The 16,488-nt window shown below is 36.8% G+C and carries 15 protein-coding genes and 1 pseudogene; 6 read left to right on the plus strand and 10 right to left on the minus strand.

The window, feature by feature from the left end; translation table 11 throughout:
- Nucleotides 1-296 precede the first annotated feature (296 nt).
- Nucleotides 297-1,985: a GGDEF domain-containing protein gene (locus C9J38_RS15645; protein ID WP_107207915.1), complete on the plus strand. Its 1,689-nt coding sequence runs from the start codon at nucleotides 297-299 to the stop codon at nucleotides 1,983-1,985.
- A 51-nt stretch (nucleotides 1,986-2,036) separates the two neighbouring features.
- Here C9J38_RS15645 and C9J38_RS15650 read toward each other — a convergent pair whose 3' ends face one another.
- On the minus strand, nucleotides 2,037-2,546 hold the full coding sequence (locus C9J38_RS15650) for a hypothetical protein (protein WP_107207916.1): 510 nt from the start codon (nucleotides 2,544-2,546) through the stop codon (nucleotides 2,037-2,039).
- A gap of 532 nt (nucleotides 2,547-3,078) precedes the next feature.
- Here C9J38_RS15650 and C9J38_RS15655 point away from each other — a divergent pair.
- The gene (locus tag C9J38_RS15655) at nucleotides 3,079-3,987 is read left to right on the plus strand and encodes an SPOR domain-containing protein (RefSeq protein ID WP_107207918.1); all 909 of its coding nucleotides are present in this window, start codon (nucleotides 3,079-3,081) and stop codon (nucleotides 3,985-3,987) included.
- A 308-nt stretch (nucleotides 3,988-4,295) separates the two neighbouring features.
- Complete coding sequence (locus C9J38_RS15660; protein ID WP_107207919.1) at nucleotides 4,296-5,291, plus strand: D-alanine--D-alanine ligase; 996 nt, start codon at nucleotides 4,296-4,298, stop codon at nucleotides 5,289-5,291.
- Between the two features lie 87 nt (nucleotides 5,292-5,378).
- On the opposite strand, the gene C9J38_RS15665 is transcribed toward C9J38_RS15660, so the two are convergent.
- Nucleotides 5,379-6,347 carry a tyrosine-type recombinase/integrase gene (locus tag C9J38_RS15665; protein WP_107207921.1) on the minus strand — a complete coding sequence of 323 codons (969 nt, stop codon included), beginning with the start codon at nucleotides 6,345-6,347 and terminating at the stop codon, nucleotides 5,379-5,381.
- Between the two features lie 214 nt (nucleotides 6,348-6,561).
- Between C9J38_RS15665 and C9J38_RS15670 the strand changes: the two genes are divergently transcribed.
- Nucleotides 6,562-6,921: a DUF3319 domain-containing protein gene (locus tag C9J38_RS15670; RefSeq protein ID WP_107207923.1), complete on the plus strand. Its 360-nt coding sequence runs from the start codon at nucleotides 6,562-6,564 to the stop codon at nucleotides 6,919-6,921.
- 68 nt (nucleotides 6,922-6,989) lie between these two features.
- On the opposite strand, the gene C9J38_RS15675 is transcribed toward C9J38_RS15670, so the two are convergent.
- Nucleotides 6,990-7,502: a RimK/LysX family protein gene (locus C9J38_RS15675; RefSeq protein WP_107207925.1), complete on the minus strand. Its 513-nt coding sequence runs from the start codon at nucleotides 7,500-7,502 to the stop codon at nucleotides 6,990-6,992.
- An 85-nt stretch (nucleotides 7,503-7,587) separates the two neighbouring features.
- Entirely contained in the window at nucleotides 7,588-8,214 is a 627-nt protein-coding gene (locus C9J38_RS15680) for an HAD family phosphatase (RefSeq protein WP_107207926.1), read from the minus strand.
- Nucleotides 8,215-8,335: 121 nt separating this feature from the next.
- Between C9J38_RS15680 and yciH the strand changes: the two genes are divergently transcribed.
- Complete coding sequence (gene yciH, locus C9J38_RS15685) at nucleotides 8,336-8,659, plus strand: stress response translation initiation inhibitor YciH (protein ID WP_107207928.1); 324 nt, start codon at nucleotides 8,336-8,338, stop codon at nucleotides 8,657-8,659.
- Nucleotides 8,660-8,782: 123 nt separating this feature from the next.
- Here yciH and C9J38_RS15690 read toward each other — a convergent pair whose 3' ends face one another.
- The gene (locus C9J38_RS15690; protein WP_107207930.1) at nucleotides 8,783-10,096 is read right to left on the minus strand and encodes a hypothetical protein; all 1,314 of its coding nucleotides are present in this window, start codon (nucleotides 10,094-10,096) and stop codon (nucleotides 8,783-8,785) included.
- 232 nt (nucleotides 10,097-10,328) lie between these two features.
- On the opposite strand from C9J38_RS15690, the gene dtpA reads away from it, so the two are divergent.
- A complete protein-coding gene (gene dtpA / locus C9J38_RS15695; protein WP_107207931.1) occupies nucleotides 10,329-11,780 on the plus strand; it encodes a dipeptide/tripeptide permease DtpA in 1,452 nt (483 codons plus the stop codon).
- A gap of 4 nt (nucleotides 11,781-11,784) precedes the next feature.
- On the opposite strand, the gene C9J38_RS15700 is transcribed toward dtpA, so the two are convergent.
- From C9J38_RS15700 to C9J38_RS15720, 5 genes and pseudogenes are all read right to left on the minus strand, one after another.
- Nucleotides 11,785-12,726 (minus strand): patatin family protein, encoded by a 942-nt coding sequence (locus C9J38_RS15700; RefSeq protein ID WP_107207933.1) that lies wholly within the window; start codon nucleotides 12,724-12,726, stop codon nucleotides 11,785-11,787.
- Between the two features lie 62 nt (nucleotides 12,727-12,788).
- The gene (gene cfa / locus C9J38_RS15705; RefSeq protein WP_107207934.1) at nucleotides 12,789-13,931 is read right to left on the minus strand and encodes a cyclopropane fatty acyl phospholipid synthase; all 1,143 of its coding nucleotides are present in this window, start codon (nucleotides 13,929-13,931) and stop codon (nucleotides 12,789-12,791) included.
- A gap of 469 nt (nucleotides 13,932-14,400) precedes the next feature.
- Entirely contained in the window at nucleotides 14,401-15,291 is an 891-nt protein-coding gene (locus C9J38_RS15710) for a fructose bisphosphate aldolase (RefSeq protein WP_107207942.1), read from the minus strand.
- A gap of 101 nt (nucleotides 15,292-15,392) precedes the next feature.
- Nucleotides 15,393-15,971: pseudogene (locus C9J38_RS15715) on the minus strand (FAD-binding domain-containing protein); the annotation flags it as partial.
- A 219-nt stretch (nucleotides 15,972-16,190) separates the two neighbouring features.
- The coding region (locus tag C9J38_RS15720) for an integrase core domain-containing protein (protein WP_146144067.1) at nucleotides 16,191-16,488 on the minus strand (298 nt) is incomplete at its 5' end.

A 16,488-nucleotide genomic window follows, 5' to 3' on the forward strand; every position in this document is an offset into this window, starting at 1 on the left:
ATATCCTTTATAGTTAATAGATAAGCTAGTTATAGGATAAACCTGAATCAGATAAGATGAAAAACCTAGCCAAAGAGCTGTGATCTGAACGTAATAAATTCATAAAGAGATAAAGCTAAGAGGATCATTAATATCGATACTTGACTAGATAATTACACAATTCATTCAATTAACATTATTTTTTATCAATAAGTTATCTAATTGTTTTTATATAGATTTTGTTACAGTTTCTTTTTGGAGTATTTTTAACTGTTGAATTATTATTCATTAATATAGAACAAGAAAGAATAATAAATATGCTATCTAAATTTACATTCCACTATCAGCCCAGATATATCAACGGCGAAATCTCATCTTATGAAGCGCTATTATGTGCTGCCGAACAATCGATTAATATTCAAAACTATGTCAATGCTGTAGAAGATACTGTGAATTTTGATCTCATGGTTATTCGTCAGGTACTTGAGCAACGTGGAGTTAATCACTGTGCGTCAAAGATAAGAATTGCGATTAATATTTCAATTAACAGTTTGATTAACTTTGAGTTTATTAAACAATGTAAAGAAATCTTCGCTGTTGAGAAAAATGTTATATTAGAATTAACGAACCATGATAAGTGTCATGATTTTCGTCAAATTCAAGCGGCAATTGCTGAATTAAAAGCCGTTGGTGTGAATTTTGCGCTGGATGATTACGGCAAAGGCTATATCAATAGTGAGATGTTGATTCATCTTGATGTCGATTACATTAAATTAGATAGAAAATTAATTGAGAATATAGATCAAAGCTATGTCGCCTATTCGTTAGTAAGAACAACTTATGAAAAAATAGCTAAAGTTCTAGGTAAAAGAATTATTGTTGAAGGAATAGAAACCTTTGAACAGTTGAATTTGCTAAAGCAGTTTGGAGAGATGGAATACCAAGGTTTCTATTTTTCCAAACCGTTACATGTAGATAAATTGCAACCTACAAAGTCCTTGTCAGTTAATGAAAAAGGGCAAAAGTCTTTATGTTTAGCACTTGATCAGGCGATTTATGAACTTAATCGTTCTAAAAGCCCACTAGAAGCCAGAGCGGCGATAGAAAAGTTAACTCAAATTGATCACTATAATATTATCGGTGTGAGTCCCAATAGTTTTGATGTTTATGCAGAGCAACAAAGGATCAACGAGAATTATAAACAGATCTTAGAAAACTGTAATAGTGCACCATCTTTACTGATGTCATCACTGATTAGTACCTGTGATGCATTTGTCATTATTCGTGATAATAACGGTAATGCGATTTATAACAATCAAAAGCATATTGATTACCTTAATATGGATTTAGTTGATGTACCTGTTGATGAGGTATGCAGAATATTTCCTGATTACCGTACTTGCTTAGCGCTAGATCAAGAATTACTTAATGGTAATAGTTGTTTCATTACATCAAATGAAACCGTAGAAACAGACAATGGTAGTCAGTTTTTTCAGACTTATCGCCAAAAGTTAACCCACTTTGGCCAAGACTTTGTGATTTGTAGTGTCTATGAAGATAACGGTAATATCTCGATTGATAATTTAACGGGTTGCTTTCAAAAAGATTACTTAGAATCAAGCTATGTTAAACATAGCCAACAATTAGTGTTTATTGATCTAGATGGTTTTAAACCTATTAATGACTCGTACGGACATAGTAAAGGCGATGAGGTTCTACGTGATTTTGCTTACACTTTGAAAACTATGTTACGTGCGAATGATGTCATGATTCGTTTTGGCGGCGATGAATTTATATTACTGTTCGATAGTCTATACGTTGATGTTGTAAGTAAAAGAATGGAAAAAATACGTACTAGTATTGAAGAGTATTTTTCAGCTCAAGAACTATATCTGAGCTTTTCATATGGTATTAGCACCTTAGATGATGGTGTTAAAGCTGCACTCAACATTGCAGATCAGAATATGTATGAACAGAAACATATTCGAAAGTTGGCTAAGCAGTAATAAAAAAGAGATCGCTATGATCTCTTGTTATCATCAATAAAATGTCATTGCTTAAACTTGATAACGTGTTTTATCACCAATATCAAAATGTAATGGCATACGCCACTTACTAAATGCAGCTACGCCTAATAAGATTGCGCCAAGCATTGCACACGCAATAACGCCGGCGGGAACATTAAAGATAAAACAGAACCAAAAGCCAGCTAATACAATAGGGGTAAGCAGCAATGCTTTAATTTGAAAACAAAAGTATTCTTTGACGGAGAGTGCGCTAAACACAAATAAAGCAGCACCTAATGCTAACGGTTGCCATAAACCAGCAATTAGCCAAATAGCAGCAAATAAACCAGCCCCTTGAATTAACCAGCGGAAGCGTTTGTCATAAATGTGGACGGTTGTTGAAGCTAATAAAGCGACAATAATTAAGAATGGCGTTGCTGGTATCGTTTCGTAGCCAATAATAGCCATGATAAGTGCAGCAATCGTTAGTGCAGAACGGTAAAGCACAACAGTGAGCTTATCTAATACATCAAGTTCACATTTAATATGGGGATCAGCCATATCTACTCCAAAATAAAACACAATACAAAATAATAACGTCAGTTTACTGAATGAAGATGCTGACTTAAATAACTATTTAGTCAATATAGCTTTTCATTGACCTGCTTTAAAAAATACCTTTCATGAGAAAAAATATCGATGCTTAAAATGAATATATACGTTTTGACTCAGGTATATCTGACGGTATGAGCGCTACTGAAACCGATGTTGAATTACACTTAAATCTGAAGAACTTATTTGATATTGAGTACTTTGGCGGTGGTGGAAAAAAAAATACAAATGTAGCTGGTGATCGAGAGTAAAGGCTAGGCATCAATGCAACATTATAATCAACTGAACCGTATTAATTCTTTTTATCGCTAACATTTCGCTCTGTATAATGCAGGGGGCTTTTTTCCTTTTTAGCGTGACCTTTAAAACAATTACTTAATAAAGAATCTATTAATAGAAGGTTACTGTTGATTGGTGAATAAAGGCACGGCAGAATATCATTAATGTAGTTGCTACACTTTCGTTAGGTCTGAATCCAATCATGAAAAAAATATTTACTATCAGTATGCTAGCTGCACTTACTGGCTGTATGTCTACACCGCAAACTCAAGCACCGGTTGAAACAATTAATCAATCTAATGCAGAACAAACAATAAAACCTATCGATACCGTAGCGGAAGTCGATCCAAGTGTTGTGTCTGAACCTTTATATTTATCCAGTGAATCTGTCGCCATTAGTGAAAAACAACTCCCAACAGAAAGAACACCTGCTGTTGTACCAACAACAACTGAAACCCCAAATACGCAGACGACAGCAATAGAGCCTGAGCAAAATATAGCACAAGCTGATAATGCTAAGGTTCAAACACCTAATGATATGGTAGATATCGTGGGTGAAGACCATCAAGTATCAGCCCAACGTGTTGCTGAAAATACTCAGAACAAAAATGTAGTCGAGGCAACACCACAAGCAGCAGCGAATGTAGCGACAGCAGCAACAACGGCTGAACAAGCGGCAGAAATGGCGGTTGAAAGCACACCAGAACCTGAAGCTGTGAATGAACAAGCGACAGAAGCCACGCCAAATACACAGCCAATCGATGAAACACAAAACGCAGTTAGCAAAGAGGCTGTGACAGAAGAAGCGGCAGTAGGGGAGAAAACCACAGCCGTTAAAGGGTTCAGTATTCAACTGTTAGCCATGCGTGAAACAAATGAATTTAAACCTTATTTAAGTCAGTTACCCACAGATCAACCCGCATGGCTCAATGATAAGATGATCAATGGTAGTAGTGTCTATACCTTGTTATATGGTCATTACAAGGATTATGAAACTGCAAAAGCAGCACTGGCAGCTATGCCTCAAAAAGTGGTTCAATCTGGCGCATTTGTTCGTAACCTCGCAGATATTGAAGCAACACAATATCCAACATTACAACGTATTCGTTAAGCATTTCACATAACAGATTATATTGATGAAAAGTCATTTATTACGGTAAATGACTTTTTTATTGCCGTAAGTCCAGTAGATACATGTAAGCACGGTGTTAGAAGCGTTGATTTACTAAGCAAGTAACGAGTCAAATTTAAAATAAATCACGATTCGCGATAGCAGAGGGTGCACAGTATCGATTTTTTTGATTACTATGTTATTCACACAGACTTTGACGATTTTGCATTGGTTCTATTTGTATCAAAGTTATTAATTATTTTCACGTTAGCGACATCTAAAGCTAGCGGCGTTTACAAGGGATGATGATGAGCTCTATCCATGTTTTATTATTATGCGGCGGCGGTAGTGCTGAGCATGAAGTTTCTCTCGTATCAGCAAACTTTATTGAAGAGCAACTAAAAACGATCAGCGGTGTTACTTATACTCGAATAGAGATGACTAAAAATGACGGCTGGTTAGACGCTGAAAATCGTTCTTGTGAGTTAAATTTAGACAAAACATTGATTGTTGGCGATCAAGAAGTAGTGATCGATTATGTCATTCCTTGTGTTCATGGTTTCCCAGGTGAAACGGGCGATCTGCAATCTTTACTGACAATCGCTGGTCTACCTTTCTTAGGGTGTGGAGCAGAAGCAAGCACAAATTGCTTTAATAAGATCACAACTAAACTGTGGTTTGATGCACTAAACATCCCTAACACGCCTTATATTTTCCTAAGTGAAAACAACCAAGAAGCACATCAAGAAGCGCTTGAAGCATTTAAAAAGTGGGGTAAGGTTTTTGTTAAAGCGGCTTGTCAGGGATCTTCAGTTGGTTGTTACTGCGTAACGACTGAACAAGAACTAACAGATGCTGTTAACAATGCGTTTGGTTACTCTGATCAAGTGCTTATTGAAAAAGCGATTCGTCCACGTGAACTGGAAATTGCTGCTTACCAATACGGTGACGAGCTAGTGATCACCAAGCCGGGTGAAGTATCTTGCCCAACTGATAAATTCTACAGCTACGAAGAAAAATACAGCGCTGATAGTGTATCAACCACCATGGTTGAAGCAGAGAACTTAACGCAAGAGCAGATTGAAGCGATCCGCACTTATGCTCGTAAAGCGTTTGTACAAATGAAGCTAAAAGATCTTTCTCGTATTGATTTCTTCCTAAGTGAAGACAACGAAATCCTACTGAATGAAATCAATACCTTCCCAGGAATGACGCCAATTTCTATGTTCCCGAAAATGCTAGAGCATCACGGACATAAATTTGCTGAGTTCATCGAACAAGCAATTAAGAGCGCAGCGAAGTAATCATCGCCACGTTTAGCTAAATATAAAATAAAGCCCGTATACATGTTTATGAACAAGTTTACGGGCTTTTTGCTGGTGGATGTGAAGTTATTTATCGCTGTTTTTCTTAGCGAATTTTTTTAATTCATTATCACGTTTACCACGTTGGCCAATATATTGTGCGGGCATAGCAGGGCTTCGCCAACGTCCCTGATGCTGAATTTGACTAATAGATAGACCAGAATCGGCTAAATCTTGGCTTGCACCAACACGGGGTGATTGTCCTGAGAAAATGACATCAGCAGGTAAATCCAACTCTTGGCTTGCACGACGGAAAACACGGTAAATTGATGAGTGATCCAGTGGTTTATCGCCAATGTTACTGTGTCTATCAATACGTCTAAATACAAAGCTGTCCATAATCATGCCGAGTGTTAACCAGCGTTGAACCGCTTTAGAGGCTAAATCGCTAAGGGCAATAATCCGATCGTTCACAGTGATATTGATTAAGCCCGAATCTTCTATTTCAATATGATTTATTGTCAGTGCTGCGACTTCTGAACGTTTTAACATTGCCTCAAAGGTAATAGCCCAAATGGCCATATCGCGGACATCTTTGGGTTTTGTTGATAGGGCAAAGATATCAAGTAATGCCTGTAAATGATTATCTCTAAAGCCTTGTGCATGGGTGTAATCATCATGTTTATTTAACCGCTGCTTATGCATTGCGAGCTTAATTTCTTGGCTTTGACATGGATTAGCTAGGGCATGACATTTATGAATAAGCCCTATAGTGACAATGTAACGTTTCAGGCTGGCTAATTTACGTGACTCTGCCATTTTTTCGATAAAACGATGCACTGTTTCGGCTGTTGCAGGTAATGCTGATACCTTATTGTTTTCACAGAACATTAAAAAGTGGTTCCAGTCATTTTTAAACGCCACCAAGGTATTTTTAGCGTAACTATGGTGGGTAAGTGATTGCCAAATAGCAATGTTTTCTGCCACTTGTTTAAACTGAGTAATACTTTTGGCACGTTTTACATCACAATCAATAATTGGAATTTTTTTCGCCATTACTTAACACCTAGCGCACTATAACTTTATATCTAGAGTAAATTATAACACTATATATTGAACAAAGTATGCAAACTTTAAACATAAACCGCTTTAGTAGCATTAAAATACTAGTCATCAATAAAACATCATGCTTAAATTACAGAGCATTTATTAACAAATGGTAACCTTGTTATCATGATGTTGGACTTAAAGTAAGACAAGGATCAACAGTATGAAAAAACGGATTTTTCACCGTGGATATACTATTGAAAATACAACGGGCGTTACCAATGAATGGAAATCAGCAATTAAAGGTAACCCTATCAGCGGCACACTGACTGAAATTAAAAAAAGTGTTGATTGGTGGTTGGACATGAGTACATTCATTCATCCTCAGAAGTTCTCATCTCAATCCTCAAAGCCCGTTTCCCAAGGTTCATCTGAGAACTATCGTGGTTTTATCATACGTAATGATACGGGTAAGCCTAACGAATGGTATTTGCTTTTAAGAGGGCAGTTATTAAAGGGTAATGCGACATCCATTAAGCAATACCTTGATAAAGTCATTGAGAAACAATCTAAAGCGCAATAAACGACAAAGCCTGCTAATTCAGCAGGCTTTGTTTTAATCGTTATGACTTACTCTTTGTTTTTTATTATCTAATCGTCAGCATCTTCTTTTGTAACATCAACAAGGTAATCACCTTCTAGCCAGTTACGTCCAATTAAGAGTTTGTATTCTAATTTACTACGATCACGTAAGTTAACAGGAATTGCTTTGTTCTGACCGTTCCAAATCAGATCCATGACAACGGCATAACGACGCTCGACACCTTGCGCATTACGAATTTTACTTACTTTAATAATTTTAGCGGTGTGCGTGACTTCTTGACCAAGCTCATTCTCAGTTGTGAAAGTAATCTTGCGTCCTAAATTATTATGCATACCTTGCTTACTGTCGTCGTTCTCAGTTTTTCCGTCGATTTTGATATTGTAAGCATTGATAGATGTTGTGTTAGCTCCTGTATCTATACGGGCTTTATAATTAATACCAAGATCTTTTACTTTGATCGTTTCAACGGGGCCCACAATGGATTTTCCATCACATTGTGGTGTAGCAAAAGTTGTTCCTGAGGCAAGCAAAAGCACCGCAGAGATAAAAATGTTTTTCACACATACTCCTGAAACAAATAATATATCTATTTACTGATAATAGACTGGATACACCATTATTGGTTCAAGTGATTGTTAAAATTCATTAAAAAGCTTGGATTTCAGGGCTAAACATTGCAAGTACTTCTTCTATTTCTCTTATACAGTCTTGCGTTGGTGTAAAATGCACCGTATTAAACCCGAGTGATTTAGCTGTTTCGATATTAGGATAATGATCATCAATAAAGAGACATTCATGGGGATTAAGATGATAACGTTGACACAAAAGATCAAAGATTTCAGGCTCTGGCTTCATAGTTAGCTCTTTTCCTGAAACAACACCACCGTCAAAAAATGAAATAAAATGATGCTTTTCGTACAAGGTTTCAAAAAAAGCACTACACATATTGGTTAGGTAGTAGGTAGGGTAGTTTTTATCTAGAATTCTAAAAAATAATGCCTCAGTTTCTGGTATTTTTTCCAAACTTAATTGTATATGGTTAATGAAATCTTCCATCCGTTGGCATGAAATTCCTGTCCTTGCTGAAAATTTAGGTATTTCCTCTGCTAGTAGCATGGTCCCACGATCAAGCGCTAACCAATCAGGGTGGGCGAGTACTTGTTTCATTAGGATATTTTGCTCATCTATAGATTGAGTAAAAGTATCTACTATTTTCTGTGGATCCCACTCAAATAACACTGCACCAAAATCAAATATAACATTCCGAATCATAAGCTGTTCCGTTTAGTGTTCTTTTCTTGATAATATTAGCTTAAAGCGAATTAGCAAGATTCATATGTGAACTTGAAAGCTTATTCACAATAACCACGTAAACAATGAGACTAATTGCACAATGAATGATAACAGTCGTTTAGTTTTCTCAACCGAAACTGGTCGAATTAAAGAAGAAACTGTAGCACCCGTTCGCCCAAAAGGTGATGGTATTGTCCGTATTCAGCGTGAAACTAAAGGTCGTAAAGGCAAGGGAGTTTCTATTGTCACGGGCTTAGATGTTGAGGACACCCAACTAAAGTTAATTGCTGCCGAATTGAAGAAAGTATGTGGCTGTGGTGGTTCAGTAAAAGATGGAAAAATTGAAATTCAAGGTGATAAGCGTGATGTAATTAAAGCGCACCTTGAGAAAAAAGGTCACACAGTAAAATTAGCTGGCGGTTAAGTCAGCAATATAGAAAAGAGGCCATTAAGCGGCCTCTTTTGCTTTGAAATGAGTTATATTTTTAACGCTCGGAATTTTAATTGAAAAGGCTACAAAGCAACCTGTTGTAGTGAGTACATCATGTTACTCTGGGCAGCCTGCATCAATCATTGCTTGAATATGTGTACCGTAGAACGAATCGTCTCCGACCCAACCCGCAGGATCGGGAGAAATAGCTGTGCCAGGCATGGTTTGATTAGCTGCACTTCTTAGCACTGTGTTGCAATAATCAAAGGAGATACCACCTATCTCATGGCAACTCGCACATGCACCATCGCCAAGTTCAGCAAAGGCAGGGGGATTTGTCCAGCCTTGTGCAGAGATCGGCTGATAGCGAACATTCGGATCAATGTCGTAATCATCAGAAATATCAATTGGCGTGTCGGGGTGAATTAAGAAAACGTTCTTACCTCTATGGCAGTTAGTACAGTTTTCAGCGAGGTTATCGCCATTTTGAATATCCGAAATTTTAAACGTTAAATCTTCACCACCTGTAATTCTTCCGCCTGTTTCTTTACTGATATTATCCCAAAAACACGCTTTACCTGTGGTTTTACTTTGGCAAATGATGCCAAGAAATTGTATATATTCACTGCCTGAAGCCCCTAAACTCCAGCGAGGTAGTGCCATACAGGTTCCTGCAACACTAGGATCTTCATAGGCATAAACTTCAGTTCTTCGGCTAGCAAGAAAATCAGTGGTTGCTGTACCTTGGTGTACCCATAAATCAGAGCCCCAATCGGGTGGAATAGGGACATTATTTTCACGGCAAGTCGCAGCATAATCGTCAGTCGTTTCTGGTGGGATCAATATAATATGCGTTAACCAAGAGCGTTGATTTAGAAACTCAAATAGCCAACTGTAATCACCTAAGCGTGAAATAGGGAACAGATGATGTGTCTGTTTACGGAACAAGCGAAAAGAAGAAAGGTATTTATCTTGTGTCTCTTTATCTGCACTGCTTAACATCGCATCAATCATGCTGTTGGAAAATAAGACCTTATCGACCTCATTTTTTTCGTCGAGGTCTTCAAATGCCTTATAGGCTTCGTTAAATGTATTTTGCTGTTCCTCTGTCAAAATAGGTAACACATCATCAACTAATGCGTCTTGCATAGATAAAACCTGATCTTTATCTAGCGTTAACTCATTACCTACCGCGTCATACAACTTATCGTAATAACCGCTTGAGATATCACTGATCAAAAATTTAGGCTCAGGATCATCAGTAGGTTCAGTTTCGTTCTCTGGTGTGCTGGGAAGTTGTTCATCAAGGGGAGGGAGCTCAGCCGTTGGTGTATCAACTTCAGTTGTATTTGTTGTGTCATCAGAGCTTCCTCCTCCACATCCTGTGTAGGCTAAAGAAGCTAATAACACAAAAAGTATCGTGTACTTCATCAATCATTCCTGTACTTATTGTGCTTAGAATCAATTACAGAAAGGATAGTGAGCAATAAATAATCACAAATCGCATAATTAAGAATTGAGGTATAGAAGCAAGAATGTTCTATAGTGAAGGTGTCATATATAAATAAAATTTAAAATAATGCCGCAACATAAAAAGCGCTTACTAAGTAAAATACTATGTTGGAACGGTTACTGAAAATGCATAAAAATAAAGAGAATAGACATGTCAGAACTTAATGTTTTTAAACAACCCAAGCCGTTTTATCTCATTTTTTCCATCGAGTTTTGGGAACGTTTTGGTTTTTATGGCATGCAAGCCATCCTTACCGTTTACTTGGTCGATGTGCTTGCCATGTCAGAAGCCGAGTCATTTACCTTATTTGGCGCATTTTCAGCATTGGTGTTTGGCTCTATTGCTATTGGTGGCTGGGTTGGTGATAAAATTATAGGTACAAAACGCACCATCGTATTGGGTGCAATTGTGCTTATGTTAGGGTATGCACTACTGGGTATTTCAGCGTCAGGCGAATTTAATAGCAAGGAACTGATTTATATTGCGATGGGGTTTATTACTATTGGTAATGGCCTATTTAAAGCGAATCCATCCAGCTTATTAGCTAAAGTTTATGAAAAAAATGATCCACGATTAGATGGTGCTTTCACCATGTATTATATGGCGATTAACCTCGGCTCATTTATCTCTACATTACTTACCCCATGGATATCTGAGCATCTAGGTTATGGAATCGCATTTGGTGTAAGCTCAATTGGTTTATTGATCACCATCGCTAATTTTCTTGTTAGCCGTCGATTAGTAAAGAACATTGGTTCTCAACCAGACAAAGAGCCAGTTAATTACGGTAAGTATTTTATCGTTGTTATAGGAACTATTCTATTAGCGTTTGTGAGTGCATTTTTGTTGCAACATATCTTTTATGCTCACCTGATCCTTGCCGTTGTGGGTGTCACCATTGTTACCTTATATTTCAAAGAAGCATTACAAACGACAGGATTAGAGCGCGCAAAGATGATGGTTGCGTTTGTACTTATGCTACAAGGAATCGTCTTCTTTGTTCTGTATTTTCAAATGCCAACGTCGTTAAATTTTTTCGCTATACACAACATTCACCATAAGATCTTTGGTATCGAAGTACAGCCAGAGCAATTTCAAGCACTCAGTCCATTTTGGATCATGATCTGTAGCCCTATACTCGCCATGGTATATAACAAAACGCGCGAAAACTTTTCCATGCCCTATAAGTTTGCTTTAGGTATGGTGTTATGTAGCTGTGCATTTCTTATATTAACCTTAGGCAGCCATTATGCAGATGCTAACGGTATAATGAGCTCAAATTGGTTAATACTTAGCTACTTATTGCAATCTCTTGGTGAGCTATTAGTTTCAGGATTAGGGCTTGCGATGATAGCCCAATTAGTGCCACAACGGATGATGGGATTTGCCATGGGGATGTGGTTTTTAACATCAGCAACTGCAGCGGTTATTGCAGGGTGGGTGGCAACATTAACAGCCGCACCTAAAGGGGTAACCGATCCACATACAACGCTAGAAATTTATGGTGTAGTGTTTAAAGAAATCGGCGTTATCACGGGTATTATTGCCATAATAACATTGATGATGGCACCTAAACTCACTCGTGTTATACAAGGTAAATAACCCGTTACGCGATTTTACAACATGTACACTGGCAATAAGACATCATCGTCTTAAGGAAATATATTCCCAAATGTTTACCATGTTCATAATCGTGATTTAATGAAGTTATATCACTACCAATAAGTTTAGATTTCAAAGGCTTATGTGGGAAGATTTCATAAATATTAACATCATCAGGAGGGTTGGCAATAAAGTGTTCACTCTCGCTATAGCTTTTCTCGTGTAATAACAGCATATCAATTAATGTTGCTGCTTTAGTTTTTGATAAGCCTGCTTTTACTTTATGTAACCATTCATGATTCGCGCTAAGGCCAATAGGGTTAGTGCGAATAACAACAATGTTTTTAAAACCACGGTTATAGGCTTCTTTAGCTGGAATTGGAGCATTAAGGCCACCATCAACCCAATAATGATTATCAGAATAAATAGGTTGACGGTTTAATACAGGAATAGCACAAGAGGCTTTTAAGCGTTGATCCCATGAGTCAGAATTTAAATCAAAAAATCCCGCTTGATGGTGATCAATACCTGAAGCACTAGCAAGCACCGTTTTATTTTGCATATTACGGCGACCCGTTTCCCAGTCTAACTTTAATGTGGTTTGGGTTTGTTCTAATAACCAATCCAAATCCATACCACCTCGATTTGAAAACAGTTTGGTATAGCTAAAAAACTTCTTCTTGGTGGTGATTTCTGTGATCACACGATAAGCATGTTTTTTTTGTTCACAGATATATGAGGCAAGATTTAATGAACCAGCAGAAGTACCAATTAATAACGAAAATGGATTAAACTCATGCTCAAGAAACGCATCTAAAACACCTGCAGTAAAAATACCTCGTTGGCCTCCGCCTTCAGTAACAAGTGCGATATCTGAAATATTTTTTTTGGTAGAACAAAGAGCTTCAAAATTATTACGACAATATGAGATATGTTTTCCAGTCATGGTTAAATCCATTTTAGTTAAATAATACCGATAATTTTAACCTAAAAATTATCGGTAATTGTTTACGCAGCACGAACATGTAATGGTAATTCACAACCATTTTTTGTTAGTGAAAATTGTAATAGGTTTAAATCACGACTTCTAAATGCACCAGCACAACTTAATAAGTAATAACGCCACATACGATAGAAACGGTCGTTATATTGATCAGATATTTTATGCCAGTTACGTTCAAAGTTTTCACACCATGCCATTAATGTCTGATCATAATCAGGACCAAAGTTATGAATATCTTCAATATTCATTTTTCCTTCAAGCGCACTGCTTAATTGTGTAATAGATGGAACAACACCATTAGGAAAAATATATTTATTAATCCACGGGTCAGTTTGATTCACTGATACTGGGCTACCAATAGTATGTAAAAGGAAAATACCATTATCTTTTAAAAAACGATTAGCGCAATTAAAAAACTCGGTATAATTTTCAGGACCTACGTGTTCAATCATGCCTATAGAAACAATGCGATCATATTGTTGAACTGGCTGATACTCACGGTAATCTTCTAAAATAATTCTTACAGGTAGCCCTTTATTATCTGCAATATTTTGACCTAGTTTCATTTGCTCTTGGGATAACGTTAAGCCATCACAAATAACACCATATTTTTCAGCAGCATAGTTCATAAAACTAGACCAACCACAACCAATGTCTAACAAGCGCATACCTGGTTTCAAATCCAGTTTTCGACAAATTAATTCCATTTTATTTTCTTGAGCTTCGTTTAGGTTCTTTGCTCCTTTCCAATATGCGCATGTATAAGCCATACGATCATCTAACATATTAGTATATAAATCGTTACCAATATCATAATGGAAAGGAACATCTTCTTTTACACGAGATACAGATTGATGATTGATGAGATTTTTTAGTTTAGATACGCCAATTTTAGCTGCTATTTTAAATTTATCTGTGCTTGAAAGTTTTTCTTCAATATTTGAACGTAATAATTTGCTTATTAGAATATCAATTCTTTGGCAATCCCATAGGTGATCCATATACCCTTCACCAAAGGCAATAGTTCCTTGAGATAAAATATTATCGAAAAGCTTATCGTCGTTAACGATAATATCCCACGGACGGTCACCATTAATTTTAATGTCAGCTTGATTTAAAAGATTAGAAAAAAGTTCTTTATTAGGCATAACAGACCCTGATTATTATTGATAATATACAATGATTTTTAATAATGTATGTGATTTATTTTTTAATTCTCAGGAATAGTATCAAACATATATTTTTATAAAATTCAAAATAGATGAAAGTGATATTAAGATTTACTAAAAATAATAAAGTATTAAACCGACATACATTTAAATACGAATTGTTCTTAAGTTAGAAGTATTATATCGCGGATGTTTTTTTCTGTATTTAGAGTTAAAGACACAAAAAAACTAAATACAGACATGGGGCGTGAATAATTTTACTGTGATTTTGGGGAGTTAAAATTAAAAAAACAACGGGTAAGGAAATCAGAATCTATTTTTTACAAAGTAGAAATAGAAAGTGATTAAGAAGGATCAAAAAAACGGCGATCAAACATGTTGATCGCCGTGGCAGTAATTAATTCCAACATAACTTAACCATGAGCAGCTAAGTTATTTACTTACAAACTTAGGTGCGGGAAGCTTGATAAATAGGTTCGATTGTTTCTGCCAAAGCAGCATCAAACTCAGATTGAGGCTGATCTGCATATAAATCATCGGTAAGTACACGAGAGAAACTTGCAATAATACCGTTGTTTTCAGATAACTTTTCACACGCTTTCATAAGTGGAAAACCACCTGATAAAGCAACCACTCTAATTACATTAGGGTGTGAGATCGTATCAGCGTATAAATTAGGTTGCTCTGGAAGTGTGAGTTTTAGCATAACGTAATGGCTAGGGTGTAAATTATCTAATTGAGACATTAACTCACGATTTAAGATAATTTCAGCCTGCGCTTTTTCTGGGCTATCAATACTCACTTCAGGCTCAATAATAGGCACTAAACCAGCATTGATAATTTGTTGAGCAAATAGAATTTGCTGTGCAACCACATCTCTAATACCTTGTTCATTGGCTTCCCAAATCACTGAGCGCATTTTAGTGCCGAATACATATTTAGCTTTTGCTTTAGCTAAGAGTTGATCTAGTTCTGGCATTGGTTTCATTAATTGTACGCCATTAGCTTTATCTTCTAAGCCTTTATCGACTTTTAAAAAGGGAACAACACCTTTTTCTTCCCATAAATATTGTGACGTTGGTTTGCCTTCAATTTCACGGTCTAACGTATTTTCAAATAAAATTGCACCGATAATACGATCACTAGTGAAGACTGGGCTTGTAATAATACGAGAGCGCATGGCATGAACAAGATCATACATTTGTTCGTCATTATTGTAGTCTGATTCATTAATACCATAAGCTTTTAATGCTTTAGGTGTGCTGCCGCCACTTTGGTCAAGTGCTGCAATGAAACCATCTTGAGTACGCATTTTTTCTAGTTGTTTTGAAAATGTCATCATAATTCCCCCTGGGGCTGATTGTGATTCAATGCCACATGCTTCAGCGTTTCTACAGATTTATTATCTTTCTAACTTGTTACAAACTATAACGAATAATTTTATTGCTGAATTTTTAATGTTTGACAATAAAAAGCTAAAAACAGCCACTGCGTGTTTTTAGTTCTTACATGTCGGTTAAGTATCGCATTTACCTCTGATTTAACATCATCACGGGCTCGCCATCCCCATAAACGTTCTCTCGCTTTTATGGGACTGCGAGCCAGATCAATAATGGGGGAAAGATAACGGCTGTTGTTATCTAGTTGGTACATCACAACTTCTAATTCTGTAAGCGTCCAAGGTTCAAATAACAAAGGAACGGGGATATTTGCTAATTCAGGTATCCATTTATGGATAAACTCACCATCAGGATCATGTTCTTTAGCTTGCTTAGTCGGATTATAAAGACGAATAGTGTTAATACCTGTGACACCAGCTTGCAGTTGGAATTGGCTGTAATGAATACCGGGTTCGAAATCCAGAAACAATTGGGCAAGGTGAGTGACATCGTCATGCCAGTCAATATTCAAGTGGTGGGTAAGAAAGTTAACAAGCATTGAACGAATTCTGAAATTGATATAGCCGGTGTGATACAAACATCGCCTGCAAGCATCTATAAGAGGGATCCCAGTATTGCCGTGAAAGATAAAGACTTGGCTATTTACACAGCAAACTGATGGTTCATATCTTCCAATGATTGGCCGATAAATCGCAATAAGCCACACACATTTACTTTTATCATCAATCTAGAGTACTTGTATGATTAAAACAATGTATACCCAAGCGACTTCAATATGCCTGATTCAGAGCTAAGGTCGTCTCGCTGAACACTGCATCTTGAGGTTGCTTTGTAGTGGTCAACAAATACTAGCCACGGTTTTAGAGGTTAACCAATATAATCGTTCTGATTCATTCGGTGTTAATCCGCCATTATATTGATGTGGTCGTAATTGGCTGTAATAACCAATAATATATCGAGTGATTTCGTGTTTTGCTTCAGCAAAACTACGATAACCTACATTTGGTATCCATTCTGTTTTTAAACTTCTAAAGAAGCGTTCCATGGGGGCGTTATCCCAACAATTTCCTCGTCGTGATAAGCTTTGTTTAATCTGGCATCGCCATAGTAATTGTCTGTAGTAACTGCTGGTATAA

This window comes from Photobacterium sp. GB-210 (genome assembly GCF_003026075.1).
Taxonomy (GTDB): domain Bacteria; phylum Pseudomonadota; class Gammaproteobacteria; order Enterobacterales; family Vibrionaceae; genus Photobacterium.

Excerpts from the sequence above, each read along its gene's own strand:
- C9J38_RS15650 (WP_107207916.1), bottom strand. The coding sequence starts at position 2,546 with ATGGCTGATCCCCATATTAAATGTGAACTTGATGTATTAGATAAGCTC.
- C9J38_RS15710 (WP_107207942.1), bottom strand. The coding sequence starts at position 15,291 with ATGACATTTTCAAAACAACTAGAAAAAATGCGTACTCAAGATGGTTTC.
- C9J38_RS15645 (WP_107207915.1), top strand. The coding sequence starts at position 297 with ATGCTATCTAAATTTACATTCCACTATCAGCCCAGATATATCAACGGC.
- C9J38_RS15690 (WP_107207930.1), bottom strand. The coding sequence starts at position 10,096 with ATGAAGTACACGATACTTTTTGTGTTATTAGCTTCTTTAGCCTACACA.
- C9J38_RS15670 (WP_107207923.1), top strand. The coding sequence starts at position 6,562 with ATGAAAAAACGGATTTTTCACCGTGGATATACTATTGAAAATACAACG.
- C9J38_RS15665 (WP_107207921.1), bottom strand. The coding sequence starts at position 6,347 with ATGGCGAAAAAAATTCCAATTATTGATTGTGATGTAAAACGTGCCAAA.
- dtpA (WP_107207931.1), top strand. The coding sequence starts at position 10,329 with ATGTCAGAACTTAATGTTTTTAAACAACCCAAGCCGTTTTATCTCATT.
- cfa (WP_107207934.1), bottom strand. The coding sequence starts at position 13,931 with ATGCCTAATAAAGAACTTTTTTCTAATCTTTTAAATCAAGCTGACATT.
- yciH (WP_107207928.1), top strand. The coding sequence starts at position 8,336 with ATGAATGATAACAGTCGTTTAGTTTTCTCAACCGAAACTGGTCGAATT.
- C9J38_RS15700 (WP_107207933.1), bottom strand. The coding sequence starts at position 12,726 with ATGACTGGAAAACATATCTCATATTGTCGTAATAATTTTGAAGCTCTT.
- C9J38_RS15660 (WP_107207919.1), top strand. The coding sequence starts at position 4,296 with ATGAGCTCTATCCATGTTTTATTATTATGCGGCGGCGGTAGTGCTGAG.
- C9J38_RS15655 (WP_107207918.1), top strand. The coding sequence starts at position 3,079 with ATGAAAAAAATATTTACTATCAGTATGCTAGCTGCACTTACTGGCTGT.
- C9J38_RS15680 (WP_107207926.1), bottom strand. The coding sequence starts at position 8,214 with ATGATTCGGAATGTTATATTTGATTTTGGTGCAGTGTTATTTGAGTGG.